The sequence below is a fragment of the Nocardia sp. No.11 genome (genome assembly GCF_038752175.1).
Taxonomy (GTDB): Bacteria; Actinomycetota; Actinomycetes; order Mycobacteriales; family Mycobacteriaceae; genus Nocardia; species Nocardia canadensis.
On sequence record NZ_JBCGFB010000001.1, the window covers coordinates 196,195 to 222,778 of the forward strand.

Genomic DNA, 26,584 nt, shown 5'->3' on the forward strand with positions numbered 1-26,584 from the left:
GCTGCTTGATCCCGTCCCGCAAGAGGCTCCGGGCAATAGCACCACCCGCGCGGTCCGGCGTTTAGGGGCCAAGGTCCCGCCGCCGGGTGACCATCGGCCCGAAAGGCGAGTGACCCGTTCGGATCAGGCGCGCAGGAGGGCGGCCTGGACTTGGCGCAGGCGCTCGACGTCGCCGCGGAAACCGGCGACGGCGTCGTTGTAGAGGAAGGCTTCCCAGAGCCGCACCAGCGCGTAGGCCAGGGTGGCGCGCTCGATCGGGGGGCGGTAGCCCTCGTCTTCGGCGCGGGCGATGAGCCCTTCGACGACGGCGACCGCGGCCTGGTGGACGGGCCCGTCGCTGCGCGTGATCAGGCGCAGGGCGGCGGTGGACTCGTTGTCGAAGTAGGTGCGCAGCGAATCGTCCTGGACCAGCCAGTGGATGCAGCGATCGAGGATCTCGTTGAGGCGTTCGGCGCCGGTCGCCTCGCTGGTGCGGTCGGCGTAGGCGACCATCCGCTCGAGCTGGCCGGCGATGGCGGCGCCGAGCAGGCCGTCGCGGGAGCCGAACCAGCGGTAGATGCTGGTCCGGCCGAGGCCGAGGTGGGCGGCGATGGCGTTGACGTCGATGCGGTTGCCGGACAGGAACACCTCGATCGCGGTGCGCAGCACGTCCTCACGGCTGGCCGCGGCGGGGCGTCCCGGTGCTCGTGTCCCGTCGGCTCGCGTCACATCGCACAGCATAAGGGCTCCCACGTGACCACCATTTGAAACATACGACATGCTGTGTAACATACTCGTCCATGCAATTGGCACTGACCGAGGACGAGCTCGCCTTCCGCGACGAGCTCCGGGCCTTCTTCCGGCGCGAAATCCCCGCCGACATCCGCAATCGGGCCAGGCACATGGCCGAACTGAGCAAGGACGACATCGTCACGACCCAGCGCATCCTGCACGCGCACGGACTCGCGGTGCCGCACTGGCCGGTCGAGTGGGGCGGGCGCGACTGGACCCCCATCCAGCGCCATCTCTGGCACGACGAGATGCAGCTCGCCTCGGTGCCCGAGCCACTGACCTTCAACACCAACATGATCGGTCCGGTGATCGCCCACTTCGGGTCACCGGAGATGAAGCAGCGCTTCCTGCCCGCCACGGCCAACCTCGACATCTGGTGGTGCCAGGGCTTCTCCGAACCCGATGCCGGTTCGGACCTGGCCTCGCTGCGCACCGTGGCCGTCCGCGACGGCGACCACTACGTGATCAACGGACAGAAGACCTGGACCACCGCCGCCCAGAGCGCGGACTGGATGTTCTGCCTGGCCCGCACCGACCCGGACGCGCCCAAGAAGCAGGCAGGCATCTCGATGCTGCTGTTCCCCCTCGACACCCCTGGCGTGACGGTCCGCCCGATCGAGCTCATCGACGGCGGATTCGAGGTCAACGAGGTATTCCTGGAGAACGTGCGCGTCCCCGCCGACCAGCTCGTCGGCGCGGAGAACCACGGCTGGACCTACGCGAAGTTCCTGCTCGGCAACGAACGCACCGGCATCGCCGCCGTCGGCCAGACCAAGGTGCGGCTGTGGCTCGCCAAGGAATACGCCAAGCAGACCCCACTCGACACCGGCACCCTGCTCGACGACCCGGTCTTCGCCGCCCGCATCGCCGAGCTCGAAAACGAGCTGCTCGCACTGGAACTCGTACAGATGCGGGTCGTGGCCGGCTCGGCCGACGGCGCCCCGAACCCGGTGTCGTCGATTCTCAAGCTGCGCGGTACCGAACTCCAGCAGGCGGTCACCGAACTGCTCGTCGACATCGCCGGACCCGACTCCCTGGCCCGCGAAGGCGATACCGGCGACTGGGCTCGCCGCAGCACCGCCACCTACCTCAACTACCGCAAGACATCGATCTACGGAGGATCCAACGAGGTGCAGCGCAGCATCATCGCTTCGACGATCCTCGGATTGTGAGACACCGTCATGGATTTCGAACTCACCACCGAACAGACCATGCTGCGTGACACCGTGCGCAGCGTGCTGGCCCGCCACTACACCCACGAACATCGCGCCCAGGTCATCGGCACCGATCCGGGCTGGGACCCGCAGGTCTGGTCGACCTTCGCCGAGATCGGCTTGCTCGGGCTCACCATCTCCGCCGAGGACGGCGGGATGGGCGCCGGCCCCATCGAAACGATGCTCGTGCTCGAGGAACTCGGCCGTGTCCTGGCACCCGAACCGGTGCTGGATTGCGCGCTGCTGCCGGGCGCGCTCATCTCCAGGGCCGGGTCACAGCTCCAGCGCAAGCAGATCCTGCCCGAGGTCGCCTCGGGCGAACGCCGCATCGTGTTCGCGCACGGTGAGCCCGGTCTGCGCCCGGTGACGGCCCAGGTCACGACCCAGGCGACGCTGGTGGGCGACGGCTGGCAGGTCAGCGGACGCAAACATCCCGTGGCCTGGGGTGATTGCGCCGACCAGCTCATCGTCAGCGCGGCGCTGCCCGACGGCGGCACCGGACTGTTCCTGATCGAGCCCACCGATTCCGGGGTGACCGTCGCCGGCTACCGCACCCACGACGGCAGACGCGGCGCCGACCTCACCTTCGACCGCACCACCGCGGTTCCCCTGGGCGCCGCGGTCGACGCCGGCGACGCCATCGCCGACATCATCGTCACCGCCCAGGCCGCGCTCGGCGCCGAGGCGATCGGCGCGATGTCGCAAGCGTTGCGACTCACCACCGAATACCTCTCGACCCGCAAGCAATTCGGTGTCCCGCTGCGCAGCTTCCAGACGCTCACCCAGCGCGCCGCCGACATGTACGTATCACTGGAACTGGCCCGGAGCATGAGCCTGTACGCGTCGATGTCACTGGCCGACGGCGTCGCCGACCCCGTCGTCGCGGCCCGCGCCAAACTGCGCATCGGACGCTCCGGCAGGCACATCGGACAGGAAGCGATCCAGATGCACGGCGGCATCGGGATGACCGCCGAATACCCGGTCGGCCACTACACCGCGCGCCTGACCGCCATCGAGCACACCCTCGGTGACTCCGGCGACCACCTGCGCTACCTGGCCGGCCACGTCGCCGACCACCAACTCGCCGAAATCTGAACACCCTGCTCGACATCGCCGCAGGTCAACACATGCGGCGATGTCGAGCAACGACCGGTGACCGACGACCCCGCGCGACCTACCTCGCCGACAGCTGTCACCACGCAGACCGTGACGCCACCACGCCGCAGCGGTCGGGACCGAATGCCGCGGCGCCGACTACAACGTCCGGCACCGCTCGAGCTGTCGCGCGACCATCTGAGCGGGCCATGCGAGAACGGGGCGGTCAGTCGATCGGGCTGTGGCCCAACAGGACCCGGCCGCTGAAGCGGGTCTGCTTGGCGCGGGGCAGGGGATGGAACTGGCAGCCGTGGATGTCGCGGTAGAGGCGTTCGAGGTCGCAGGCGCGGGAATAGCCCGCGCCGCCGGTGGTTTCGATGGCCAGGCGGACCGTGGTGATGAGCGCGTCGGCGGCGACGGTCTTGCGGCTCAGGGCGCGGGCCGCGTAGGCGTCGGTGTTGGCGAAGGTCAGGTCCTCGGAGTCGGCGAACATGGCGGTGATCAGATCCGCCGCGGTCGTGTAGGCGTTGAGCATCTCCCCCGCCGACTGCACCGTGTGGAACTCGGTGCGACCCTCGAGCATACGGGCGGTCAGCTCGACGGCGGTATCGGCGACACCGAGGTAGGCCGCCAACACCAATGGCAGCGCCGCGCCGATCACCACATTCAGCACCGGCGGCCAGGCACCGGCCGGACGGATCAGCGAGACCGCGGCGTCGGGCACGAACACCTCGTCGAGAACGACCGTGTGCGATCCACTGGCGCGCAGCCCGAACGCGTCCCAGGTCTTGTCGATGCTCACGCCGGGCGCGGTCATCGGCACCGCGCAGTGCACGACCTGATCCTCGAAACGGACGCTGGTCACCAGCACGTCCCCGACCTCGCACCCACTCGCGGGCGCCTTCCTGGCACTGACCAGATAGCCGCCGTCGACGCGCACGGCCGTGCCGTTGGAGTCGACCCAGTCCGACGCCCCCGTGCTGACCAGGATCGCGCCCGCCGCGACCTTCGCGAAGACCGCGGAGGCGTCGACACCGTGCTTGTGCCGCCACACCTGCGCGGCCACCAGATGCGAATGCATGGCGAACGCGACCGCGGTCGACGGATCATGGCGACCGAGTTCACGCAGGATCTCCCCCATCTCCTGATGGGTGGCACCGCCCCCGCCGAACTCGACGGGAACGAGCGCGGCCGAGAGGCCGTCGGCACGGAGCCGGTCGAAGGCGGCGACGGAGATCTCGCCGGTGCGGTCCCGCTCGGGGACCTCCGAACGCAGGGATTCACCGAGCAGGCGAGCCAGAGCGACGCGGTCGGTGCGGGAGGTGGTGTCGGGAAATGTGGAAGTCATGTTTCGAAGGTAGGAACCGCCGCGATAACCGGATAGTCCAGAAAGTGGACTCCCCCGGTCCAGAAACTGGACCCCGTCGGCGAGGTGACCATGACTGATACGACCGCAGGCTACGGCCAGTACTGCCCGATCTCCCGCGCGCTCGACGTGCTCGGCGAGCGCTGGTCGCTGCTCATCCTGCGCGACCTCTACCTGGGCACGACCCGCTTCAACGACCTGGCCCGCGGCCTGCCCGGACTGTCGCGCAGCCTGCTCGCCAAACGGCTGCGCCAGTTCGAACGCGCCGGGCTGCTCGACAAGATCGGCGCCGACCACCTGCTCACCGAAGCGGGCACCCAGCTCGAACCGATCCTGTTCGGCCTGGGTGAATGGGGCGCCCGATGGACCTTCGGTGCCCCACAGCACGAAGAACTCGACGCCGCACTGTTGGTGTGGTGGATGCACACCCGCGTCGACACGTCCGGATTCCCGGGCAGACGCCATGTCCTGCAGGTCCGGTTCACCGACGACGTCCGCCGATTCTGGATCGTCGTCGAGGGTTCCACGCCCTCGGTCTGCGAGACCGACCCCGGCTACCCCGTCGACGTCGCCATCATCGCCGATGTGGCCGCCCTTTACGAGGTCTGGCTCGGCCGGATGCCGTTGACCCACGCCCAGCGCACCGGCCGCGTCAGTTTCGCCGGTCCCGCCGCTCTGACCCGCCGCATGCCCACCGTGCTCCAGCTGAGCCCGGTCGCGGGCTATGTCAGCGAAGCGACCCTCACCGAGAACGCCACCGCCCGCGCGTCCTGACCTCGGCCGACCTCACGGCCACAGACGTTCCCGCACCCAGGCCTCGCCTGTGTCGCGGTAGCGCAAGCGCAGGTGTCGACGGTCGTGACTCGCCTGCCAGAACTCGACCTCGACCGGCGCGACCAGGTACCGCGTCCAGGTCTCCGGCGCCACGTCGGGATTCTCGGCGACCCAGCGCTCGGCGTCGCGGACGGCCCGTGACAGCTGCGCCGGATCGTCGAGCACCTGCGACTGTCGTCCGATGAACGCCTCGACCCGCGAGGCCGGCGGTCGGGCGAGGAAGTCCTCGGCGGAGACGTCCGGCGCCGCGGGTGTGACCGGGCCGCGCAGCCGGACCTGACGGCCGCGACCGGGCCAGAAGAACGTCAGCGCCGCCTGCGGAGTCTTGCTCAGCTGCAGGCCCTTCGGGCTTTCCGAGCTGGTAGCGATCGCCCATCCCGCGCGGCCGACGTCCTTCAGGATCACCACGCGCGCGTCCGGAGCGCCCTCGGCGTCCACGGTCGACAGCGTCACCGCGTGTGGGGCCAGCACGTGTTCGCCGGCCTCGTGCAGCCAGTCGAGGAACAGCTCCTGCGGTGTCGACGGTGCCGAGTCCGGGTCGAAGTCCGGCAGGTCGTCGGGAAAGGACGCCCAGCCACGCAAGGAAACCATGCCCCGACCGTACGGCCATCGACCATTCGACCGATACCGCCGCCGCGGGGATTCGCGTGGACGAGCTCCGATTTCACCTCTGGACAACACAATCGACCCGTTGTTACTTTCGAGTAACTTAGGTGCGGGGTGGTCGCACCGAAACGCCGACGGGGGTTGAGCATGCCGAATTCCACAGCACAGGGACGCAGTGCCGGAATCGTGGGAGGTGGCATCGGCGGCCTCGCCGCCGCGATCGCACTGCGCAAGGCGGGCTGGCAGGTGACCGTCTACGAGCGGGCGCCCGGGTTCACCGAAGCGGGCGCGGGAATCTCACTGTTCCCCAACGCGCTCACCGCACTCGACGCACTCGGCATCGGCGCCGAGATCCGCGCCGCGGGAGTCGGCGCCGTTCCCGGCGCGATCCGCAATTCCGCAGGCCGCGCCCTGTTCACCCGCTGGGCGAAACCACTGCCGGGCGGTTTCGCCGTGCCGCACCGCGCGGAACTCATCGCACTGCTCCTGCGCGCACTGCCGGACGAATGCCTGCGGCCGGGGAGCACGATCGACGACGTCGACCCGGACGGAACACTGCGCGTCGACGGAGAGACCGCGCGCCACGACCTGATCGTGGCGGCCGACGGAGTGCACAGCGCGATCCGGCAGCGCCTGTGGCCCGGCGACACCGCCGTCCGGCACACCGGAATCACCGCGTGGCGAGGAGTCCTCGACACTCCGGCTCCCGACTTCGTCGGCGGCATGGTCGGCGTGCGCGCGGAGTTCGGCGTACTGCCGATGCCGGGAGCCCGTACCTACTTCTTCGCCGCCGCCCAGCCCGGCATCGACAGCCTCGACCACTTCGCCGACTGGGCCGCGCCTGTGCCCGACATCCTCGCCGCGGCCGACCCGGCGCGCATCCTGCGCGACGAGTTCCTGGAGGTGCCGGTGCCGCGCACCCTCACCCTCGGCAAGGTCGCGTTGGTGGGCGACTCGGCGCACGCGATGCGCCCGGAACTCGGGCAGGGCGCGGCCATGGCACTCGAAGACGCGGTGACCCTCGCCGCCCACGCACCCGACCTGCGCGCGTATTCGAAGGCGCGACGGCGGCGGGTACGGACGGTGTCGTGGCTGTCGCGCCAGGCCACCGGCAACAACATGCCCGATTCCCCGCGAAGCGCGGCCATCCGCGACGCCACCGCCCGGGTCGTGCCCGATGTCGTGGCCCTCTCCGCGACGTCGCGGCTGTTCCGCTGGCGGGCGCCGATCATCCACGTACTCTGAAAACGTGGCGGTTATCACTACCGGCCCCACCGTGTTGGCAACGGTCGTAATCAAAACGTTAGGGTTCAGGCATGGTACGTCACGGAGCAGCACACACCGACTCGGACGTGCCGAATGTTCCTCTCCCCCAGCAACATCCGGCACGCCTCGAACTCGTCGACACCCCCGAAACCCCGTCGGACCCCGCTGACGACCATTTCCCACGACTCGGCGACACCAGTTTCCTCACCACCGCGGCCCGGCACCGCCTCGCCGCCTTCATCCACACCAAGCTCGCCGAGCTCGCCGAAATGCCGTGAACGCCCGCCGATGACCTAGGCTCGAACGCCAGGAGTCATCGGCGGCGGACTGATTCACGCGAGGAGTGGCGAGGTGAGCGGCAGCGACGCAGCGGTCGTCCTTCCCGAACAGGTCCGGACCGAACTGCGGCGCGGCGTGCGCAGCGTCCTGGTCGACACGGCCGCGCTGCGCCTGGTCCGCGAACGATTCGACGACGGCCAAGCCGCCGCCCTGCGCCGCTACCTCGAAGCCTCCCAGTCCGCGAACACCCTGCGCGCCTACCGCACCGACTGGATCGCCTGGGCGGGTTGGTGCGCGGCCGAGCACCGGCAGGCGCTGCCCGCCGACCCCCTCGACGTCGCGGTATACCTGGCCGCGGCCGCCGACGCCCGGCGCGACAACGGCTCCTGGGCCTTCAGCCCCGCGACGCTGGACCGCAAGTCGGCCGCCATCGCCGCCGTGCACGCCGCCAACGGATTACCCTCGCCGACCCGCTCCGACGTCGTCCGGCTGACCCTGCGCGGCATCCGGCGCACCCGCCGCACCCCACCGACTCGCAAACGACCCGTCCTGCTGCACACCCTCGACCAGCTGCTCGCCGAACTCCCCGACGCCGGCTGGCCCACCGAACCCGCCCGCCGCCGCGACGCCCTCGCCCTGCTGGTCGGTTTCGCCGGCGCTCTGCGCCGCAGCGAACTCGCGGGCCTGCGCGTCAGCGACGTCCATGTGCGCACCGACCACTCCACCGGCGAACCACTGCTCGTCGTCCATCTGCCGACCACGAAGACCGACCCGACCGGCGTCGCCGAACAGCGCATCGCCCTGCCGCGCGGCAAGCATCCCCGCACCTGCCCGATCTGCGCCTTCGCCGACTGGGTGCGCCTCCTGGAAGTGCACGCGGCAGCGGGCGACCTCGGCGCCCGTTCCTGGACCGCCGATCACCCCGTCCCCGATACCACGATTCACCGCTGCCACGGCTTCACCGGCACGCCCCTGGCGACCGACACCGAGCGACCACTGTTTCCGACCATCAACCGCCACGGCTCCATCGGCGCGTCCCCCTTGTCCGGCCGAGCCGTCGCTGAACTCGTCAAACGCTACGCCGCCCGCGCCGGCCTCGACCCGGACCTGTTCTCCGGTCACTCCCTCCGCGCCGGATTCGCCACCCAGGCCGCCCTCGGCGGCGCCAGTGACCGCGAGATCATGCGCCAGGGCCGCTGGTCCAACCCCCGTACCGTCCACGGCTACATCCGCACCGCGAACCCCCTCGAGGACAACGCCGTCACCAAACTCGGCCTCTGACACCCCGCCGGCACGGTGGGTAGCGTCGTGTCAGTCAGCGATGCGGTCCAGGCGGAAGATGCGGAACTCGCGACCACCGGAGCGTTCGAACTCCATCTCGTAGCCGGGCCAGAACTCGACGGCCTGGTCCCATACACGCTTGCGCTCGACGCCGGTGATCTCGGCGACCGTCACCGGGAACGCGGAGCTGCTGTTGTAACGGACCGAGGCCGTGCGCGCCGCACGCAGGTTCGCCGACCACGCCGGGTGCTCGGGCTTACCCCAGTTGGACCCGACCAGATAGAAGCCGTCGCCGTCGGGGACGCACAGTAGCGAGGTCGTGCGCGGCTGCCCGGACTTGCGCCCGACCACGGTGACCTCGATCGACGGCAGGCCGGCCAGATCCAGAACTCCCCACCGGCCGCCACTGAGCTTGCGGAGCAGTCGTTCGGTCGGCAGCACGATGCCCGCGCCGCGCATCACCCAGGGCTGTGCCGCGAATTCACGTGCGAGGGCAGGTAAGGGATTCCACGCCATCCTCGAATCCTGTCTCGAGCGGAACGGATACCTCGACTCGGGACCGGCCGCTGAGAGGCAACTCACTCACCTTCCCGGAGTGCCGGGGGCGACATGCGGAGCGCCGCCGCCCGCCCCCTCGTCCATGCGAGTGAGCGGTGATGACATGAGGACATGTCGAGAACGTGAGTGGGTTGAACGGGGTAGGTGAGCATCAATAAATAGATGCGCATATCTACGTAACATCATGTTTCAAATGCCAGTTCGCTGCTCTTCGGGCGCCGCACCGACGCGATTCCCGGAATCCGTGGTCCCGATGACGCACACTGGACCACTCCCCCACCCTTCCTCTCAGGAGCGAGTGCCATGCCCTCCCCCAGCGGTCGCCGATTCCTCGCCGCCGTCGCCATGGCCGCCACGGCACTCCTGGCGGCCAGCCCCTCCCCTGCCATCGCCCGTCCACCGGCGCCGACTCACCTCGCCTCACTCGGCCCCGAATTCCTTTGGGGCGTAGCCGCTTCCGGATTCCAGGCCGAAGGCGATGCGCCGGACAGCAATTGGCGCCGTTACGCGGCCTCGGGTGCCACCCAGGACCCCTATCTGAACTCGGTGGACTTCCGCACCCGGTACCGCTCCGACATCGCCCTCGCCGCGGATCTCGGTGTGCGCGTGTACCGCATCGGCATCGAGTGGGCGCGGGTGCAACCACAACCCGGCGTCTGGGACGAGAGCGCACTCGCCTTCTACGACGACGTCGTGCGCGCGATCACCGACGCGGGGATGCGCCCGATGCTCACCCTCGACCACTGGGTGTACCCGGGTTGGACCGCCGACCGTGGTGGCTGGCGCGATCCCGAGATCGTGTCGAACTGGCTCGCCAACGCGCGGGCGGTGGTCGACCGTTTCGCCGGCGTCGACCCCCTGTGGGTGACCTTCAACGAGCCGACGTTCTATCTGGTCAACGAAGTGCGCAAGGGCGGGATCGGCGTGGCCGACGCCCCTGCCATGACCGACCGAATCGCCCAGGCGCACAACAACATCTACGACTACATCCACTCCGTGCAGCCCGGAGCGCGGGTCACCAGCAATATCGCCTTCATTCCCGGCGTCGACGACGCGGTCAGCGGGCCACTGCTCGACCGCATCGCGGCCCGTCTCGACTACATCGGCATCGACTACTACTACGGTGTCTCCCCCACCCAGCTCACCGTCCCCGACTTCGACCGACTCTGGACACTGCCCCTGCAATCCGAAGGCATCTACTACGCCCTCGACCACTACACCCGCCGATTCCCCGGCAAGCCGCTCTACATCGTCGAGAACGGCATCCCCACGGAGAACGGTCTCCCACGCGCGGACGGCTACACCCGCGCCGACTCCCTGCGCGACACCGTCTACTGGCTGCAGCGCGCCGTCGCCGACGGGATCCCGCTGATCGGCTACAACTACTGGAGCCTGACCGACAACTACGAATGGGGTTCCTACACACCACGTTTCGGGCTGTACACGGTCGATGTGCTGACCGACCCGACGCTGACCCGTACCCCGACCGACGCTGTCGCGGCCTACCGCGCGATCACCGCGGGCGGCGGCGTCCCCGCCGACTACCGCCCGACCCGCGCACCGGTCCCGTGCTCGCTGGTCGACGCGGCGACGAGCTGCACCGATCCCGTGTCGGTCCCTCGGTAGCGGTTTCCGCGCGTGCCGGGTGCTCTACACTCGGGCGGGTGTCGAGCGCAACGTCACGCCCCTCCAGCGCCGTGAGCGGCAGACAAGCCCGATGGCAACCGCACAACGACAGCCGCCGGGAGCGGATCGTGCTGTCGGCGGTCGAATTGCTCGAGCAGGCGCCCGCCGGGGTCGAGGTGCCGATCGTCCAGATCGCCGAGCACGCCGGCCTCGCGAAATCGGTGGTGTACCGGCAGTTCGCGGGCCGCGACGAACTCGACCGGCGGATCAGGAGCGAGATCGCCGACCGCTTCGTCGCCGACATCGAAGACGCACTCGACATCGCGGACGGATCCATCAACAGCATTCTCGTGCGCACGGTCGGTGCCGTGGTCACCTGGATCGAGGACCACCCCCGGCTGCACGAGTTCCTGCGGACGGGTCCGTCGGACGACGACTCCGAGATCGACGCGATGAGCGCGCTGATCGGCACCATCGCGGCGTCGACCCGGGCGCTGGTCACCGGCCTCGCCGGTGTCGTCGGCGTGAGCGACGACGGCTCGGCCGACACGATGACCTTCGCCATCGTGTCGATGACCGAGGCCACCGTCACCCGCTGGGCCAACGACCCGCAGCCGGTGCTGACCAGGGACCAGTTGATCGAGGAGGTCGCCTCCTACGCCTGGCACGTGGTCGACGGTGTCGCCCGCCGCCACGGCCTGACCCTTGATCCCGATCAGCAGCTGGTCGACATCATCACCCGACTCGCCACGAGCTGATCCGCCGTCAGGCGACCCGGCGATGTCCGCGCTCGGGCTCGCTGCGGTAGCGCGAGGCCGGGCCGTCGACACCGAGCGTGCGCCACAACCGCCGGGCGATCGGATTCATCAGGCCGAGGTCGTCGGCGAGCTTGCGCATGTCACCGAAGTAGCCCGACAGGATCTTGCGCGAGTGCTCCGACTTCCAGAACGCCTGCTCGATCACCTCGTGGGGAATGCCGAATTCGCGCTCGAACGACCGCGGTGGCGCCATGATCTCTCCGGCCAGCCAGCGCATGGCGATCGGGAACGCCACCGAACACGCGCCCCGGTTGAATTTGCCCATCCGGCTGATGTGCGCAGCCAGGAACTCACCGGCGAAGGAGATGTGCCGCGCTTCCTCCGCGATGTGGATCTCCATGGTCCGCAACACCATCGGCGGCATGGACGCACCCTCGCGGATGACCGCCTTCTGATAGTGATCGATCGGTTCCTCGCCGCCGAGGATGCCGATGAACAGGATCGTGTGGGCGTAGCCGCCCGCGACACCGATCAGCGGCGAAAGCGCCTTGAACATCGGGCGCATACCGGGCACGTCCACCCCGATGCGATTCACCAGCTCCTGGAACATCTGGATGTGGTTGCACTCTTCGGTCATCTCGTGCAAGCAGTACCGGAACTCGGGCGAGCCGTTCGGCAGCTTCATGATGTACTGCATCATTCCGCGGATCAGGATGCTCTCGAAGGCCGCGCCCACCTTGATCGTGTTCGCGATTCGCCATTTCCCGATCGCGATCTGCCGATCCAGCGGCTGGTCGCGATACCACTGCGTGGCACCCAGCGGGTCGACGTCGGGCGAGAGAACCCAGCGCACGTCGTCCGGGTCAAGGGCGAGCTCCGGCGAATCCCAGTCGATATCGAGGTAGGGATCGAAATGCCGGTCGACCGACCCCTGCGAGAGGGTCGCCAGCGCATCTCGGTACTCCTCGGTGATGAGTCCGCCACGGCTCGATTCGGTCAGCGTCATCGGTGCCTCCTCGGTTCGCGTCCGGCGTCGGCGCTGTAAGCGTCGTCACACCGGTTGATCCGAGAATAACTGAGACCCACAGTCCCACACAACCCGCCACACCGACTTGTGACCGCCGATCGCGAACCGCTATTCGACGAGGAGCACGACCAGCCGGCGCGCGAGATCGGCATCGCCGGGACCGCCCAGCCAGACCAGGGGGCGGCGGGGGTCGAGGCGGTCGAGGGCGTCGGGCAGGGAGCCGAAGACACGCTCGGCGCGCAGGACACAGACCTGAGGAACCACTTCGGAGACGTCGGGACCGCCGTCGACGTCGAGAGCGAGAGAGCCGGTCGAGGCGTCGCCCGCCACCGCGTCGCGGACGACGGCGTCGCCGGAGTCCGCCGCACCCGAGCCGCGGTGCACGACCTCGTGCCCGGGCGCGCTCGCCCAGTGATCGAGCCAGGCCGGGCCCGGTTCGACCGCGGCCTGGACCGAGCGCACGCTCATGCCGTACAAGACGTCGGCGACCGCGGCCGGGAGGCCGGCGAGGTCGACGGTACGAACGAGGGAGCCGTGGTCGCGCAACCGTTCGGCGAACTCGGCCAGGACCGCGGCACGCTCGGCGGGATCGACATCGTCGCCGTGCCGTGAGGTCCGGCGCAGAGGGACTCGGCGCTCGTCGTCGGGTAGGTCCAGCAGCCCGTCACGGACGCGACGCAACATCTCCTCGCGAGAATTCACTCGGGCACTCCCGTTCGTTGGCGACGCCGGTGGACATCGCCGTACACACATCTCTCTTTCCACATACCGTGGGAATCACCTCGTTCGCTACGGTACCGACCGGTCCACAGTAGGCGGTCCGCCACACCGGACCGAATGGCTAGTTCACGGCTACTCGGCCGAATCCGAGCATTCGCAGCATCTGGTCGATCTGGAGGTCGAACACCTCGGCCCGATCGGCGAAGGTGTCGCGGCCGTACATGTCGAAGACATCGAAGTTCACGGCGCCGAACAGGGTCGTCCAGGCGGTGAGGCCGCCCACGATCAACCAGTCCGGGGCGGTCATGCCGAATTGCTCCCGGATTGCGGTGAAGTCGGCCGACGTGGCGGTCGACACGACCGGCTCGACGGCGGGAGCGCCGAGCTGTCCGGCGCGGAAGGCGCTGTCGATGATGCCGAGCAGCGTCGCGATCACCCGGATTCCGGGGGTCTCGGTGTCCTCGGCGGGGGCGGCGTAGCCCGGCACGGGCGTGCCGAACAGCAATCCGTACCAGGCGGGCTCGGCCAGCGCCCAGGTCCGCACCGTCCGGGCGACCACCCGGAACCGCGTCGCCGGGTCGTCGGGCGCGTCGGCCAGTGCCGCGTCGACCGCGTCGCCGAGCGCGTTGTAGCCGTCGACGACGAGCATCGTCAGCAATTCGTCGCGGCTGCGCACGTACCGGTACACCGCCGACGACACGACCCCCAGATCACGGGCGACGGCGCGCAGCGACAGCGCGGCCGCGCCCTGCGACGCCAGGTGCTCGCGGCCGATCCGCTTGATGTCGGCGAGGGTCTGGGCGCGCGCCAGTGCCCTCGGCCCCGGTCGATCGGTACTCATCCCCCGATCATCGCGCACCCGCGGCCCGGTCCAGTCGCCGCCGCTGGGCTGTGTCGTCGGCCGGCTCGACGACTCCGGCCGCGCGTTCGATCTCCGCGGCGAAGGTCGCGCCGCCGACCTCCCAGGCCATGGCCAGGAACTGCTCGCGGAACCGGCTCAGGTCGACACCGATGTCCTCGCCGCCGTAGCCGGTGCCCGCGGCGGCGCGCACCGTGCGCACCACGTCGTCGGCCAGATCGGCGATCCGCTCCCGGATCAGCGTGCGCAGGACGCCGCTGAGCGTGATGTCGGTGCCGACGTCGTAGAGCACGAGCGCGCCCTTGAGCATCGGACGGTCGGGCACGAACCAGGCGTCGTCGCGACGTTCGAGATAGCCCGCTCCGATGAGCTCGGCGAGGACGTCGGTGCCGCGGTCACCGAGCAGCTCGATCAGCTCGGCGTCGTCGACGATCACCGCCCGCTCCCCCGCCTGCACGGCGCGCGGATCGAACAGCGTGCGCCAATCGCCCGCACCGGGCGACGGCTCGGCGTCGAACACCTCGCGGATGGCGTCCAGGCGCAGCCCGCGGGCCTGCATCGCGACGATGTCGCGTAACCGGTCCAGGTGCGCGTCGGAGTAGACGACCTCCTTGCCCGCGCGGCCGGGTTTCGGCAGCACGCCGAGCGAGTGGTAGTAGCGGATGGTGCGCGCCGCGACGCCGCTGACGTCGGCGAGTTCCGCTCGGGTATATCGGGGCACCCGACCAGCATAGGGCCGCCCGCGCCGGACTTTGACAGCTCTGGCTGTCGACGTTAGCGTTACCGAGGTCACTGTCGACACCGATCGAGGAGCCCTCGTATGTCCGATCGCACCACCGACTTCGACGTCTTGATCGTCGGCTCCGGCTTCGGTGGCAGTGTCACCGCGCTGCGCCTGGTCGAGAAGGGCTACAAGGTCGGCATTCTCGAGGCGGGTCGCCGGTTCGCCGATGACGAACTGCCCAAGACCAGCTGGGACCTGCGCAAATTCCTGTGGGCACCCAAGCTCGGCTGCTTCGGCATCCAGCGCATCCACCCCCTGCGCGACGTCCTGATCCTCGGTGGCGCCGGAGTCGGCGGTGGTTCGCTGAACTACGCCAACACCCTCTACGTGCCGCCGGAGCCGTTCTTCCAGGACGCCCAGTGGCGCGACATCACCGACTGGCGCGCCGAGCTCACCCCGTACTACGAGCGGGCCCAGAAGATGCTCGGTGTGGTGCGCAACCCGCACATGACCCCCGCCGACGAGATCTTCAAGGCCGTCGCCGAGGACATGGGCGTCGGCGACACCTTCGTGCAGACCCCCGTCGGCGTCTTCTTCGGTGATCCGGGCAAGACCGTGGCCGACCCGTACTTCGGTGGCGCGGGCCCCGAGCGCACCGGGTGCGTGGAATGCGGCGACTGCATGGTCGGCTGCAAGTTCGGGGCCAAGAACACCCTCGTCAAGAACTACCTGTACCTCGCGGAAAAGGCCGGGGCGCAGATCATTCCGATGACGACCGTGACTGCCCTGCGTCCGCTGCCCGACGGCACCTGGGACGTCGCGACCGAGCGCACCGGCGCCTGGGTCCGCAAGGACCCCAAGACCTTCACCGCCGAGCACGTCGTGCTGGCCGCGGGCACGCTCGGCACGCAGAAGCTGCTGCACTCGATGCGCGATCAGGGCGTGCTGCCGAACCTGTCGGACAAGCTCGGCCTGCTGACCCGCACCAACTCCGAGTCCATCGTCGGCGCGGCGACCAAGACGCTCGCCCCCGGTCAGGACTTCACCAAGGGCGTCGCGATCACGTCCTCGATCCACCCGACGCCCGACACTCACGTGGAGCCGGTGCGCTACGGCAAGGGCTCCAACTCGATGGGCCTGCTACAGACCCTGATGGTCGACGGCGGCGGCAAGGTCCCGCGCTGGCTGCGCTTCCTCGGTGTCGCACTCCTGCATCCGTTGCTGCTGCTGCGCTTCCTGAGCGTGAAGAACTGGAGCGAGCGCACCATCATCTCGCTGGTGATGCAGCACCTGGACAACTCGATCACCACCTACACCAAGCGCGGGCTGTTCGGCGGGCGCAAGCTGACCTCCAAGCAGGGCCACGGCGAACCGAATCCGACCTGGATCCCGGCGGGCAACGATGTCACCCGTCGCGTCGCGGAGAAGATCGGCGGCGTCGCGGGCGGCACCTGGGGTGAAGTCTTCAACGTCCCGCTCACCGCGCACTTCCTCGGCGGTGCCGCGATCGGCGCCGATCGCGACCACGGCGTGATCGACGCCTACCACCGCGTCTTCGGCTACCCCACCCTCAGCGTCGTCGACGGCGCCGCCGTCTCGGCCAACCTGGGCGTGAACCCGTCGCTGACCATCACCGCCCAGGCCGAGCGCGCGGCCGCCTACTGGCCGAACAAGGGCGAGGTCGACACCCGCCCCGACCAGAGCGCCGGCTACACCCGCATCGACCCGGTCGCCCCGCACCAGCCCGCCGTCCCGGCAGGCGCCCCCGCCGCCCTGGTCCTGCCGATCATCGAGATCCGCAGCAAGGAGCAGACCGCGGGCTGACCCCCGTCGCGAAAATCGGCCCCGGACAACGGTTCACCCGTTGCCCGGGGCTGTTTTGTTTCTGGTCACGGCAGCTCGGCCCGGGACTGCGACCCGGGCGGGTGACGCCAGCGCAGACGAGTCTCCTGCCGACATGTAGTTGTGCGATCGAACTAATTGGTTGTACGGTCGAACTATGTCGAACGAACCTGCCGCGAACCCGGACGTCGATCGTCTGCAAAGCGGCGTTGTCGCCTTCGTGCGAGCGTTCGGGTTGCACCAACCCGACACGACGCCGTGCGGGCAGACGATCCCGATATCCCAAGCGCATGCACTGACCGAACTCGCCGCACGGCAACCGATCAACCAGTCCGAACTCGGCATGATCCTGCGACTGACCAAAAGCACGGTCAGCCGGATGGTCGGGCTGATGGAAGGGCGCGGCTGGATCGAGCGAGTCCGCGGCGGCGCGGCCGATGGACGCATGGTCCTACTGCGGCTCACCGACAGCGGTGAGCGGGTGGCCGCGGACATCTCGGCCGCCCGGCGCACGCGAATGGAGACCTTCCTCGGCCGCATCCCGACAGCGCAGCGAGACGCTGTGCTGCAAGCACTTTCGACCCTGACAGAGGCTGCAGATGAACATTGACAACATGTCCGGCCGTACCCGTGCCGTGGTATCGGTCTTCCTCGCGCTCATCGTCGCCGCCGGCGGACTGTGGTGGGCGTCGACACGGGAAGTCTCCCCGTCAGGCCTGGTGGAACGGCGGGCAGAGGTCGCCGACCGAGGCGCCGCCGTCATGCCGTTCGATCTGACCGAGACCACCCACTCCTTCGTGCCCACCCCCGACGGCGGACAGCAAACCGTCACCGCCAACGACCTCGCCGGGACAGAGCAGACCCGGCTGATCCGCGAACACCTCACCGCAGAGGCAGCGAAGTTCGCCGCGGGCGATTTCACCGATCCCGCAAGAATTCACGGCGACCAGATGCCCGGACTGGCCGAACTCCGGGCAGGCGCGGGTCGCATCACCGTTCGCTACGAGGAACTGACCGCCGGTGCGGCCCTGCACTACTCCTCGGCCGACCCCACACTGGTCGACGCACTGCACCGATGGTTCGAAGCCCAATCCAGCGATCACGGTACCGATCACCACAGCACCGATGTCGGTCTCCGTTGAGCCGGCCTGTTCGTTTCCCTCCGGCCGACCAGCAAACGGGCGGACGCTCAACCAGAGGTTCGACATCGGCGGCACCCGCGTACCGCGCCGGAAACCGACACCGCCTCAGCGTTCGCTCTGTGTGGTTCCCGACGCCGGGATGGATGGTGTGACCAGTGCCGAGTACTTGTGCTCGGCGATGATGTCGCTGAGCCGGAACACCGCACGCGGATTCGGCAGCAGGTGGCGTTTCGCGAACACGGCGAAGCACCGTATTCGTAGGATTCGAGGAACTGTTCCATGTCCCGCCAGGTACCCGGGATATCGGTCACACCGAGGTGTTCGGACACGCCGCGCCAGTGGATCAGCTGGGCGCGGCGCTCGTTCTCGCTCAGTCCGGGAGCTCCGACGACCTGTCGCAGCAGGCGGTCGTAGATGAGGGTGAAGACGGCGGCGCTGTGCTGGAAGGTATGCACGGGCATCGGCCAGTTGCGGGCAACGCCGGAGTGCCAGTTCCGTACGTAGCCGAGGCTTTCGACGCTGGTGGGGCTGGATACGCCGTCGTCGACCCAGGAGAAGAGGTGGAACATGGTTTCGTCGGCGCGCCGGATTCCGTGGCCGTAGAGCATCCCGGTGCCGTTGCGGTCCACCGATTCCGCCGAGACCGGCGGACCGGCGAAACGGACGAATCCGACGGTATAGAACAGGTGCACCGCGAGCAGGCTCTTCGGGAGGAGCTGGCAGCTGGTCAATCTCACGATCCGTTCGCTGTCCACCTCCGGATCGAGTCGTTCGATCTCGGTGCGAATCCAGTGGAAGCCACGCTTGTCGTTTGCCATCGGGGTACTCCTGTCAATCGTTCACTACGGCGGGGGTTTCGGACTTCGGCTCCGCGTCCGTGGCCGGACTCGTGCGCAGCAAGGCGATGGTCAGCACGGCGCCGATCGCGGCCAGCGCGGCGGCGCCCGCGAAGGCGACGTTCAGGCCCGTCCGGTAGGCGTCGACTGCCGGGGACTGCCGAGCCACCACATCGGCGAGCAGCAGAACAGCCGTGACTCCGACCCCCGATCCGACACGCTGTGCGGTGTTGACGATGCCCGCCGCGATCCCGGCGTCGCTTGGGGAAACGGAGGTGACCGCGGGGACGGTGACGCCGACGAACGCGGCGGGCAGGCCGACGCCGAGCAGCACCGCCCCGGGCAGCACGTCGATCAGGTAGTTGCCATGCTCGGGCAGACGAGCGAACCAGGCCATGGCCAGCGCCTGTAGCCCGAGGCCCGCAGCCAGCACCCGCCAGGCACCCAGCCGATCCAGCGCGTACGGGATCAGCGTCCGGGAGACCACCACGTTCACCACGGCCACCGGTAGCACCGCGAGGCCGGAGCCGGTCGGACTGTAGTGCTGAGTGTTCTGCAGGTACAGCGCCAGCAGGGCGAAGGTGGGCACGTGCGCCGCACCGACCAGCGCGTTGACTACGGCCGACCCGCTCACCTGGCGAACGGCGAACAGCCGCAACGGCATCAGCGGATGCGCGCTCCGCGCCTCGAGGAGTACGAAGCCCGCGAGCAGGGCGAGCCCGGTCACCAGCAGACCCGACGCCGCGGTGCGCGTCGACTCGCCGCCGAGGGCGCCGATGGCATATCCGGTGATCAACAGCCCCACCGTGCCGGTGATCGCACCCGGCACGTCGAGCCGACGCAGCGCCCGGACGGATGGCGCCGGATCCGGCGGGAGCACTCGGACGTAGGCCAGCGCCAGCACACCCACGGGCAGGTTGATCAGGAAGATCGACGGCCAGCCGAACAGATCGGTGAGTGGTCCGCCGACCGCGGTGCCGATGGCCGCGCCCGCCGCCCCCATCGCACTCCACACGCCGAAGGCGCGGTTGCGTGCCGTGGGTTCGGTGAACGTCAGGGTGAGCAGTGCCAGTTGCGCGGGGATGACCACGGCCGCGCCGAGGCCCTGCAATGCCCGGGCCGCGATGAGGACCGCCGGGGTCGGCGCGAATCCGGCCAGCGCGGACGCCACCGTGAAGACTGCGAGCCCGCCCGCGAACACCCGGCGTGGTCCGAGCAGATCGGCGGCGCGCCCGCCGAGCAGCATGAATCCGCCGAAGGCGAGGAGGTAGGCGTTGGTCACCCAGCCCAATCCCGCTTCGTCGAGCCCGAGGTCCGCGCCGATGCTGGGCAGCGCCACATTCAGCACGGTCGTGTCCAGGAAGACCACCAGCTCGACCATCGTGATCAACAGCAGGACCAGCCGGTCCTTCGGCGCGAGTACAACCTTGCTCGGCATGAGCACAACCCTTTCGCTAGAGCGTAACTCTAGTCAGATTTCACTAGAGTTACGCTCTAGTCAAGTAGTATGCGAGGCATGACAGGCAAGAACACCGGTGTGCGAGCAGCCAGGACAACGGCCAACCGAGAAAAGATGCTGGCAGCGGCACGGGAACTGTTCACCACCCGCGGCTACACACCGACCACGATGAAGGCCATCGCCGATCAGGCCGGCATGGCGGTGCAGACGCTGTACTTCACCTTCGCCACCAAGCGCGCGATCCTGTCCGAACTACTCGACGTCGAGATCGCCGGCGACACCGAACCGGTCGCCACCATGGACCGTCCCTGGTTCACCGAGGCCCTCGCAGCGGCGCCCGCCGAGCAGATCCGGCTTCAAGTCGCCGCAGCGGCAACGATTTTCGCTCGGGTCAGCCCGTTGCTCGAGGTGATTCGGTCGGCCGCGGCGACCGACCCGGAACTCGCCGAGATCTGGGAAACCAACGTCGCCCAACGTCACCTGGTCCAACTTCGTCTGGCCGAGGCCCTCGCCGGCAAGACGACGCTGCGCGGTGGCATCACCGCTGCCCGCGCCGCCGACATCGCTCTTGCCACACTGGCCCCCGAGACCTACCGCCTACTCGTCCACCAACGCGGCTGGACGGATGCCGAGTGGGCGTCGTGGGCCACCGACGCGCTCACACGGCAACTGCTCCCCTCAGCACGACTCCGCGGCGACTCCGTCGAAGCGCTCGCGCCCGAGGAAACCCTGTGAGTGTGCTGGTCCTGGGCGGATACGGAGCCGTCGGAGGCCATCTGGTACGGCTACTGCGCGCACGAGGTGTACCGGTGCTCGCGGCCGGACGCGATGCGGCACGCGCGGACCGCGTGCTCGATGTCGCCCTGGTGGACAGTGTCGTCTCCGCTCTCGACGGAGTCTCGATCGTGGTGAATTGCGCAGGCGTCGAGGACATTGGGCTCGCGGAGGCGTGCGCCTGCCGCGGGATCGCCTTCCTCGAGATTTCCGCGACCTCCGGCTACGTGCAGGCATTGGAGCGCGTCGAGGGGCCTGTCGTCCTGGGGGTCGGATTGGCGCCCGGCCTGACGACCCTGCTCGCCGTCGACGTGCTCTCACGCGACCCCGGCCCCGTCGACATCATGGTCGGTCTCGGTTCCGGGGAACACCACGGCGCCGCCGCCACCGCCTGGACCTACCGGCTGATGGGACAACACTTCCCCGACCCCGACGGCACCAGCGTCCGCAACTTCACCGAACCCGCGCAATTCACCATTCCCGAATACGCGGGATACCGGCCGTTTCCCGCGCTGCGCGCCGACTTCGTCGACCAGCACCGACTCACCCGCGAATTCGCAGTACCAGTCCGCAGCTACCTGAGACTGGACTCCCGCCTCGCCACCGCCGGGCTGGCAGCACTCACCTGGGCACCCGCACTACGGGCGGTGGTTCCGCATCGAATGCCCGGCGGCGACAGATGGGTTGTGCTCGTGCGAGCATTCGATGGGTCCTCACGCTGGGCCAGCGGCCGTGGACAATCGCTGGCCACTGCCGTGGTCGCCGCCACCGCAGTCCGGGAGATGGCGCACCACCGCATAACCGCGCCGACATGGATTCACGAACTTCTCGAGATCGAGATGCTTCGGCATGATCTATCAGCGATCGGTGTCAGGTTCTGACAATCGCTTCGCCTTGTCCTCCCCGCGGCGCGGATCAGCTCGCCCGCCGACTCGGAGATTGTCTTCGCCGGTAGCTTCGTCCTCCCGATCTCAGAGGGCGTTGATCCGGGCCAGCGCCTCGAACGCCAGGTCCGCGGCCTGCCACAGGGCGGTGATCTCGGTTCGGACGGTGGGAGCGAGGGCGGGGTCCTGGAGGGCTAGGCCGTTGGTGAAGATGACGACGTTGGCGCCGAGATCAGCGGCGATGAGCAGCTGTTCGGTCGCTACTCCCGCGCCGAAGAGCTGGTCGAGTCCTTCGCCGACGAAGTAGAACCGCCACAGCGGGCCGAGGTCGGCCCCGTAGACGGCCTTGGTGCGCTCGACGATCAGATCGCCGGCGGCGGCGATACCGGCGACGATCTCGAAATAGTCCGGCGCGTTCTCCGGCCGGCTGCCCACGGCCGCAACCGAATACGTCAGGTCCACGGTCAGGTGGGCGTTGTAGCCCGCCATCGCGGTGCGGGCGCGCGAGGCGCCGCAGTCCCGCGCGAGCGCGAAGTAGTGGGCCCACTGCGGCTCGGCGACGCCGCCGGTGAACTCGGCGTACAGGTTGTCGAGGAAGCGTCGCAGCAGTTCGGTACTGATCGCGTGCGCGTACTCTCGGTCGACGAAGGCGCCGGGGTCGCGCTGCAACGGCATGACGGCGGCGTATTCGACGCCGTCGAGCCCGATTGCGAACAAGCCGCGCAGATCTCGGTGGTCGACGAGGATCTCGGTGATCCGATGATGCCGGGCGACGGCGTCCTCGAGGCGGGCGAGACCGTCGGCGCCGGTGATCGTCGAGGTGTCGGAAAGCCGCACGATCTCGGCGATGTCGGCGGCGGACAGTGTCGACCCGCAGGCGGTGTCACGCACCGCCGCGCTCGCCGGTGCCGCGACGAGCGCGGGCAAGGTCATGATCACGGCCGCGGCGAAGGCGGCGATCCCGCTCGAAACACGCACCCGCAGATTTCATCATTCGCACGGCCGAACCGCAGCGCGCGACACGGCGACCGGCGCGTCCACTGCCACGCACCTCGCGTGCAATAGCCTGGGCAGATGCCGGAAACCATTGCGATTTCAGGGGCCAGTGGACAGATCGGCGGGCGGGTCGCCCGGCTGCTCGCGGACTCGAGCGCACCGCTGCGGTTGCTCGGCCGGCGCCTCGACCGCCTGCCGGCCATCGCGGGCGCGAGCCGGGCGGTCCTCGATTTCGCCGATCCGGCGACGGTGGCCCCCGCGCTGGAAGGTGTGCAGACCTTCTTCTTCGTCTCGGCCACGGAGAGCGCCGACCGCGCCGCGCAGCAGGCCACAGTGGTGCACGCCGCTCGGAGCGCGGGTGTCCGGCGCATCGTGTATCTGTCGTTCGTCGGCGCGGCACCGGACTGCACCTTCACCTTCGGCCGCGACCACTGGTACACCGAGCAGGCCATCCGCCAGTCCGGTCTGGACTTCACGTTCCTGCGCGACAACCAGTATCAGGACATCATCCCGCACTTCGCCGATGCCGACGGCGTCATCGCGGGCCCGGCCGGTGACGGCAAGGTGGCCGCGGTGACCCGCGCCGACGTCGCCGACTGCGCCGCCGCCGTACTGGCCTCGACCACCTACACCGGCGAGACCTTCGATCTCACCGGCCCGCGCGCCTTCACGTTGCCGACCGCCGCGGCCGACATGACCGAAATCCTCGGCCGCCCCTACCGTTTCGTCGATCAGACCGTCGAGGAGGCCTACGCCACGCGCGCCGGCTACCACGCGCCGCAGTGGGAGGTCGACGGCTGGGTAAGCACCTACACCGCCATCGCCCAGGGCGATCTCGCCCAGGTCTCCGACGCGGTGCCCGCCCTCACCGGACACCAGGCCACCGACTTCCGGGACTACCTGGCGTCCTTGCCGCACGACGCCTGATCGCCAGGCCCCGTCCTCACGACGCGTGGACCGGCTCGGCGCCCGCGTCCTCGGTCCTCGCGGGCGACGACGGCCACCAGACCCGGTCGCCCAGCAACGCGAACAGCGCCGGGACGACCAGGGTCCGCACCACGAAGGTGTCGAGCAGGATGCCGATACCGACGACGATGCCCAGCTGGGTCAGCGTGATCAACGGCAGAACGCCCAGCACACAGAACACCGCGGCGAGAACGACACCCGCGCTGGTGATCACCGCCCCCGTCGAGGCGACGGCACGCACCATTCCCTGTGTGGTGCCGTACGTTCCGGCCTCCTCGCGGGCCCTGGTCACCAGGAAGATCGTGTAGTCCACGCCCAGGGCCACCAGGAACAGGAAGCCGAACAGCGGCACATTGGTGTCCAGGGCCGGGAACCCGAACACCGTGCCGCTGATCCAGCTGCCCGCGCCGAGCGCCGCCAGCGCGCTGAGCACGGTCACTCCGACGAGCAGCACCGCCGCCGGAACGGCCCGCAACAGCGCCAGCAGCACCAGCAGCACGACGGCCAGGATCAGCGGGATGACCAGCGCCTGATCCCGGCGGGCGGCATCGCGGATGTCGAGCGCCTCGGCATCGGATCCGCCGACGAGCGCCTCGGCGCCCGAAACCGCGCCGACGGCCGAGCGGACCGCTTCGATGGTGGTGAATGCCTCCGCCGAGCCGGGTGCCGCGTCCAGCACGACCGACCAGCGGGTGGTGCCGACCTCGGAGACACCGGACACCGTGGCCCGCGAAACACCCCGCACGCCTTCGAGTGCAGGGCGCACGGCGGCATCGGCGCTCGTCCGGGCGATCACCACGGCGGGGTCCGAGGAGCCGGACGGGAAGTGCTCGGCCATGGTCTCGAGCCCGTCGACCGATTCGGCGTCGACCCGGAACTGTTCGGTGCGCGAGAGTCCGATGTCGGTGGTGGCCAGCCCGGTGGCGAGCACCACCAGGACCGCCGACGCGACACCGGCCACCATCGCGGGCCGCCGCACCACGCGCGTGGCCACGGCCGACCAGACGCCGTGCGCGGCGGTATCGCGACCGTCCGCGGGTGGCACGAACGGCCAGAACACCCTTCGTCCGCACAGCGCCAGTGCGGGCGGCAGGGCCGCGAGGACGAAGATCAGGGCGACGACGAGGCCCGCCGCGGCGAACGCGCCCAGGCTGCGGGTGTTGGGCAGCAGGGCCAGCAACAGCGTCAGCAGCGCCAGTACCACCGTGACGTTGCTGGCGACGATGGCGGGTGCGGCATGCCGCACCGCCGCGCGCAGGGCCATCCGATGATCGTCGTGCCGGTGCAGTTCGTCGCGGTAGCGCGACACCAGCAGCAGGGCGTAGTTGGTTCCGGCGCCGAAGACCAGCACGCTGGTGATCCCGGAGGTCGACCCGTCGAAGGTCAGCCCGGTGACCTGGGCCAGCGCGGTGCCCACGCTCGTGGCGACGCGGTCGGCCAGGCCGACGACGGTCAAGGGGACCAGCCACAGCACCGGCGAGCGATAGGTGACGATCAGCAGCACCATCACCACGAGGGCGGTGACCAGCAACAGCAGGGTGTTCGCGCCGGAGAACGAGTCGGCGATATCCGCGCCGAAGGCGGGACCGCCGGTCACCTGCACGCGCAACGAATCCGGCAGTTCGGCGGTGAGCCCGACGCGCAACTCGGCGATCCGATCGGTGAGCGCGAAACCGTTCAGCTCCGCCGACACCGGGATCTGCGCGAGGACGGCGCGGCCGTCGGGCGCGGGAACGACCCGCGGTCCCTCGGGCGCGGGCACCCCGGCCCGGGTGAGCGCGGCGTCCACCGCCGCGAGGTCCGGCGGGGTCAGCACGCCGTCGTCGACGCGCGTCGCCACCATGATCGCGGTGGCGGTCCCCGCGTCGGGAAACTGCTCGACGGCCTCGGCCGCCCGCGCCGATTCCGCCGACCCGGGCAGCGACACCGGCGCCTGACCCGCACTGTCGTTGCCGCCGGCCAGCGCCATCACGGCGACCGCGGCAGCGAGCACTACCAGCAGCACAGCCCACGATCGCCTTCCGGTGACCAGTCGGGCGAACCGGTCCCAGCCATTTCCGTCGCTGTCTCCCGTCACGAGGGAGACTATTTCAGAAACTTAACTAATATGCAACGTCGCAGGATCCGGACGCTAAGCTCGCAGCCGGACAGTGAGAGGAGACAGTGCGTGGGCGAGGACATCGCGGAGCCCGATCCGGCCGTCGACCGGACGGAGCTGCAGACCGAGATCGCCCGGGATCTGCGCGCGCTGACCGCGATCTCGGAACAGATCGGCCACGTCTTCGCACGGTCGAACAATCTGCGCCCGAACGACTTCCGCGCCCTGATGCACGTGGCGACCGCCGACGCCGAGGGCGCGCCGGTCACCGCAGGCCAGCTGAGCAAACTCATGGGCGTGTCCGCGCCCGCGGTGACCTATCTGGTCGAGCGGATGATCGAATCCGGCCATCTCGCGCGGGTACCCGATGCCACCGATCGGCGGCGCGTCCATCTCGGCTATACCGAGGACGGCATGGCCGTGGCGGCCGGATTCTTCGGCCCGCTCAGCGCGCGCGTCCGGGCGGCGCTGGCGGATCTGCCCGACAGCGATCTGGCGGCGGCCCACCGGGTGCTGGTCGGAGTGACGGCGGCGCTGCGCGAGTTCTACACCGAACTCCCGGAGCCCGGACAGTCCGCGGACCAGCACGGCACCGGCTGAGCG

At 69.3% G+C, this 26,584-nt stretch carries 27 protein-coding genes; 15 read left to right on the plus strand and 12 right to left on the minus strand.

Annotated features, from left to right (window positions below):
* Positions 1-123: 123 nt before the first annotated feature.
* Complete coding sequence (locus tag V8688_RS00895) at positions 124-708, minus strand: QsdR family transcriptional regulator (RefSeq protein ID WP_316574762.1); 585 nt, start codon at positions 706-708, stop codon at positions 124-126.
* Between the two features lie 71 nt (positions 709-779).
* Here V8688_RS00895 and V8688_RS00900 point away from each other — a divergent pair, with 71 nt between their 5' ends.
* Both V8688_RS00900 and V8688_RS00905 read left to right on the plus strand, forming a co-directional pair.
* Positions 780-1,943, plus strand: coding sequence for an acyl-CoA dehydrogenase family protein (locus tag V8688_RS00900; RefSeq protein ID WP_342799918.1), 1,164 nt, complete (start codon positions 780-782; stop codon positions 1,941-1,943).
* A 9-nt stretch (positions 1,944-1,952) separates the two neighbouring features.
* Positions 1,953-3,080 (plus strand): acyl-CoA dehydrogenase family protein, encoded by a 1,128-nt coding sequence (locus tag V8688_RS00905; RefSeq protein ID WP_342799919.1) that lies wholly within the window; start codon positions 1,953-1,955, stop codon positions 3,078-3,080.
* 226 nt (positions 3,081-3,306) lie between these two features.
* On the opposite strand, the gene V8688_RS00910 is transcribed toward V8688_RS00905, so the two are convergent.
* A complete protein-coding gene (locus V8688_RS00910; RefSeq protein WP_342799920.1) occupies positions 3,307-4,428 on the minus strand; it encodes an acyl-CoA dehydrogenase family protein in 1,122 nt (373 codons plus the stop codon).
* A gap of 90 nt (positions 4,429-4,518) precedes the next feature.
* Here V8688_RS00910 and V8688_RS00915 point away from each other — a divergent pair, with 90 nt between their 5' ends.
* Positions 4,519-5,220 (plus strand): winged helix-turn-helix transcriptional regulator, encoded by a 702-nt coding sequence (locus tag V8688_RS00915; RefSeq protein WP_218720100.1) that lies wholly within the window; start codon positions 4,519-4,521, stop codon positions 5,218-5,220.
* Positions 5,221-5,232: 12 nt separating this feature from the next.
* On the opposite strand, the gene V8688_RS00920 is transcribed toward V8688_RS00915, so the two are convergent.
* Entirely contained in the window at positions 5,233-5,871 is a 639-nt protein-coding gene (locus tag V8688_RS00920) for a pyridoxal 5'-phosphate synthase (protein ID WP_342799921.1), read from the minus strand.
* Positions 5,872-6,072: 201 nt separating this feature from the next.
* Here V8688_RS00920 and V8688_RS00925 point away from each other — a divergent pair, with 201 nt between their 5' ends.
* The 3 genes from V8688_RS00925 (at position 6,073) to V8688_RS00935 (ending at position 8,712) form a co-directional block, all read left to right on the plus strand.
* A complete protein-coding gene (locus V8688_RS00925; RefSeq protein WP_342799922.1) occupies positions 6,073-7,131 on the plus strand; it encodes an FAD-dependent monooxygenase in 1,059 nt (352 codons plus the stop codon).
* 107 nt (positions 7,132-7,238) lie between these two features.
* Positions 7,239-7,430, plus strand: a complete 192-nt coding sequence (locus tag V8688_RS00930; protein WP_218720097.1) for a hypothetical protein — start codon at positions 7,239-7,241, stop codon at positions 7,428-7,430.
* Between the two features lie 73 nt (positions 7,431-7,503).
* Positions 7,504-8,712, plus strand: coding sequence for a site-specific integrase (locus V8688_RS00935; protein WP_218720096.1), 1,209 nt, complete (start codon positions 7,504-7,506; stop codon positions 8,710-8,712).
* Between the two features lie 30 nt (positions 8,713-8,742).
* On the opposite strand, the gene V8688_RS00940 is transcribed toward V8688_RS00935, so the two are convergent.
* The gene (locus V8688_RS00940; RefSeq protein WP_218720095.1) at positions 8,743-9,228 is read right to left on the minus strand and encodes a nitroreductase family deazaflavin-dependent oxidoreductase; all 486 of its coding nucleotides are present in this window, start codon (positions 9,226-9,228) and stop codon (positions 8,743-8,745) included.
* A gap of 345 nt (positions 9,229-9,573) precedes the next feature.
* Here V8688_RS00940 and V8688_RS00945 point away from each other — a divergent pair, with 345 nt between their 5' ends.
* Together V8688_RS00945 and V8688_RS00950 are read left to right on the plus strand one after the other, a co-directional pair.
* On the plus strand, positions 9,574-10,896 hold the full coding sequence (locus V8688_RS00945) for a family 1 glycosylhydrolase (RefSeq protein ID WP_218720094.1): 1,323 nt from the start codon (positions 9,574-9,576) through the stop codon (positions 10,894-10,896).
* Positions 10,897-10,934: 38 nt separating this feature from the next.
* Positions 10,935-11,654, plus strand: a complete 720-nt coding sequence (locus tag V8688_RS00950; RefSeq protein ID WP_342799923.1) for a TetR/AcrR family transcriptional regulator — start codon at positions 10,935-10,937, stop codon at positions 11,652-11,654.
* Positions 11,655-11,661: 7 nt separating this feature from the next.
* On the opposite strand, the gene V8688_RS00955 is transcribed toward V8688_RS00950, so the two are convergent.
* The 4 genes from V8688_RS00955 to V8688_RS00970 all read right to left on the minus strand — a co-directional run bounded on the left by V8688_RS00955 (position 11,662) and on the right by V8688_RS00970 (position 14,981).
* Positions 11,662-12,660, minus strand: a complete 999-nt coding sequence (locus tag V8688_RS00955; protein ID WP_218720093.1) for a diiron oxygenase — start codon at positions 12,658-12,660, stop codon at positions 11,662-11,664.
* A 129-nt stretch (positions 12,661-12,789) separates the two neighbouring features.
* Entirely contained in the window at positions 12,790-13,383 is a 594-nt protein-coding gene (locus tag V8688_RS00960; protein WP_316574755.1) for a hypothetical protein, read from the minus strand.
* Between the two features lie 139 nt (positions 13,384-13,522).
* The gene (locus V8688_RS00965) at positions 13,523-14,242 is read right to left on the minus strand and encodes a TetR/AcrR family transcriptional regulator (RefSeq protein ID WP_218720091.1); all 720 of its coding nucleotides are present in this window, start codon (positions 14,240-14,242) and stop codon (positions 13,523-13,525) included.
* 7 nt (positions 14,243-14,249) lie between these two features.
* Entirely contained in the window at positions 14,250-14,981 is a 732-nt protein-coding gene (locus V8688_RS00970) for a MerR family transcriptional regulator (protein WP_218720090.1), read from the minus strand.
* A 99-nt stretch (positions 14,982-15,080) separates the two neighbouring features.
* Here V8688_RS00970 and V8688_RS00975 point away from each other — a divergent pair, with 99 nt between their 5' ends.
* The 3 genes from V8688_RS00975 to V8688_RS00985 all read left to right on the plus strand — a co-directional run bounded on the left by V8688_RS00975 (position 15,081) and on the right by V8688_RS00985 (position 17,968).
* Positions 15,081-16,808 (plus strand): GMC family oxidoreductase, encoded by a 1,728-nt coding sequence (locus tag V8688_RS00975; RefSeq protein ID WP_218720089.1) that lies wholly within the window; start codon positions 15,081-15,083, stop codon positions 16,806-16,808.
* A gap of 175 nt (positions 16,809-16,983) precedes the next feature.
* Positions 16,984-17,436 (plus strand): MarR family transcriptional regulator, encoded by a 453-nt coding sequence (locus V8688_RS00980; protein ID WP_316574753.1) that lies wholly within the window; start codon positions 16,984-16,986, stop codon positions 17,434-17,436.
* Positions 17,426-17,968 carry a hypothetical protein gene (locus V8688_RS00985; RefSeq protein WP_316574752.1) on the plus strand — a complete coding sequence of 181 codons (543 nt, stop codon included), beginning with the start codon at positions 17,426-17,428 and terminating at the stop codon, positions 17,966-17,968. Before V8688_RS00980 ends, V8688_RS00985 begins: the two co-directional genes overlap by 11 nt.
* Positions 17,969-18,015: 47 nt before the next feature.
* Here V8688_RS00985 and V8688_RS00990 read toward each other — a convergent pair whose 3' ends face one another.
* Together V8688_RS00990 and V8688_RS00995 are read right to left on the minus strand one after the other, a co-directional pair.
* Positions 18,016-18,786, minus strand: coding sequence for a hypothetical protein (locus V8688_RS00990; RefSeq protein ID WP_342799924.1), 771 nt, complete (start codon positions 18,784-18,786; stop codon positions 18,016-18,018).
* A 13-nt stretch (positions 18,787-18,799) separates the two neighbouring features.
* Positions 18,800-20,242 (minus strand): MFS transporter, encoded by a 1,443-nt coding sequence (locus tag V8688_RS00995; RefSeq protein WP_342799925.1) that lies wholly within the window; start codon positions 20,240-20,242, stop codon positions 18,800-18,802.
* 78 nt (positions 20,243-20,320) lie between these two features.
* On the opposite strand from V8688_RS00995, the gene V8688_RS01000 reads away from it, so the two are divergent.
* Together V8688_RS01000 and V8688_RS01005 are read left to right on the plus strand one after the other, a co-directional pair.
* Entirely contained in the window at positions 20,321-20,998 is a 678-nt protein-coding gene (locus tag V8688_RS01000; RefSeq protein WP_342799926.1) for a helix-turn-helix domain-containing protein, read from the plus strand.
* A complete protein-coding gene (locus V8688_RS01005) occupies positions 20,995-21,918 on the plus strand; it encodes an NAD-dependent epimerase/dehydratase family protein (protein ID WP_342799927.1) in 924 nt (307 codons plus the stop codon). Before V8688_RS01000 ends, V8688_RS01005 begins: the two co-directional genes overlap by 4 nt.
* A gap of 90 nt (positions 21,919-22,008) precedes the next feature.
* Here V8688_RS01005 and V8688_RS01010 read toward each other — a convergent pair whose 3' ends face one another.
* Positions 22,009-22,899 (minus strand): DUF5995 family protein, encoded by an 891-nt coding sequence (locus V8688_RS01010; RefSeq protein WP_342799928.1) that lies wholly within the window; start codon positions 22,897-22,899, stop codon positions 22,009-22,011.
* 96 nt (positions 22,900-22,995) lie between these two features.
* On the opposite strand from V8688_RS01010, the gene V8688_RS01015 reads away from it, so the two are divergent.
* On the plus strand, positions 22,996-23,844 hold the full coding sequence (locus V8688_RS01015; protein ID WP_218720081.1) for an NAD(P)H-binding protein: 849 nt from the start codon (positions 22,996-22,998) through the stop codon (positions 23,842-23,844).
* A 16-nt stretch (positions 23,845-23,860) separates the two neighbouring features.
* On the opposite strand, the gene V8688_RS01020 is transcribed toward V8688_RS01015, so the two are convergent.
* Positions 23,861-25,852 carry an MMPL family transporter gene (locus tag V8688_RS01020; RefSeq protein WP_342799934.1) on the minus strand — a complete coding sequence of 664 codons (1,992 nt, stop codon included), beginning with the start codon at positions 25,850-25,852 and terminating at the stop codon, positions 23,861-23,863.
* Between the two features lie 198 nt (positions 25,853-26,050).
* Here V8688_RS01020 and V8688_RS01025 point away from each other — a divergent pair, with 198 nt between their 5' ends.
* Positions 26,051-26,581 carry a MarR family winged helix-turn-helix transcriptional regulator gene (locus V8688_RS01025; RefSeq protein WP_308248587.1) on the plus strand — a complete coding sequence of 177 codons (531 nt, stop codon included), beginning with the start codon at positions 26,051-26,053 and terminating at the stop codon, positions 26,579-26,581.
* The last annotated feature ends 3 nt before the right edge of the window (positions 26,582-26,584 follow it).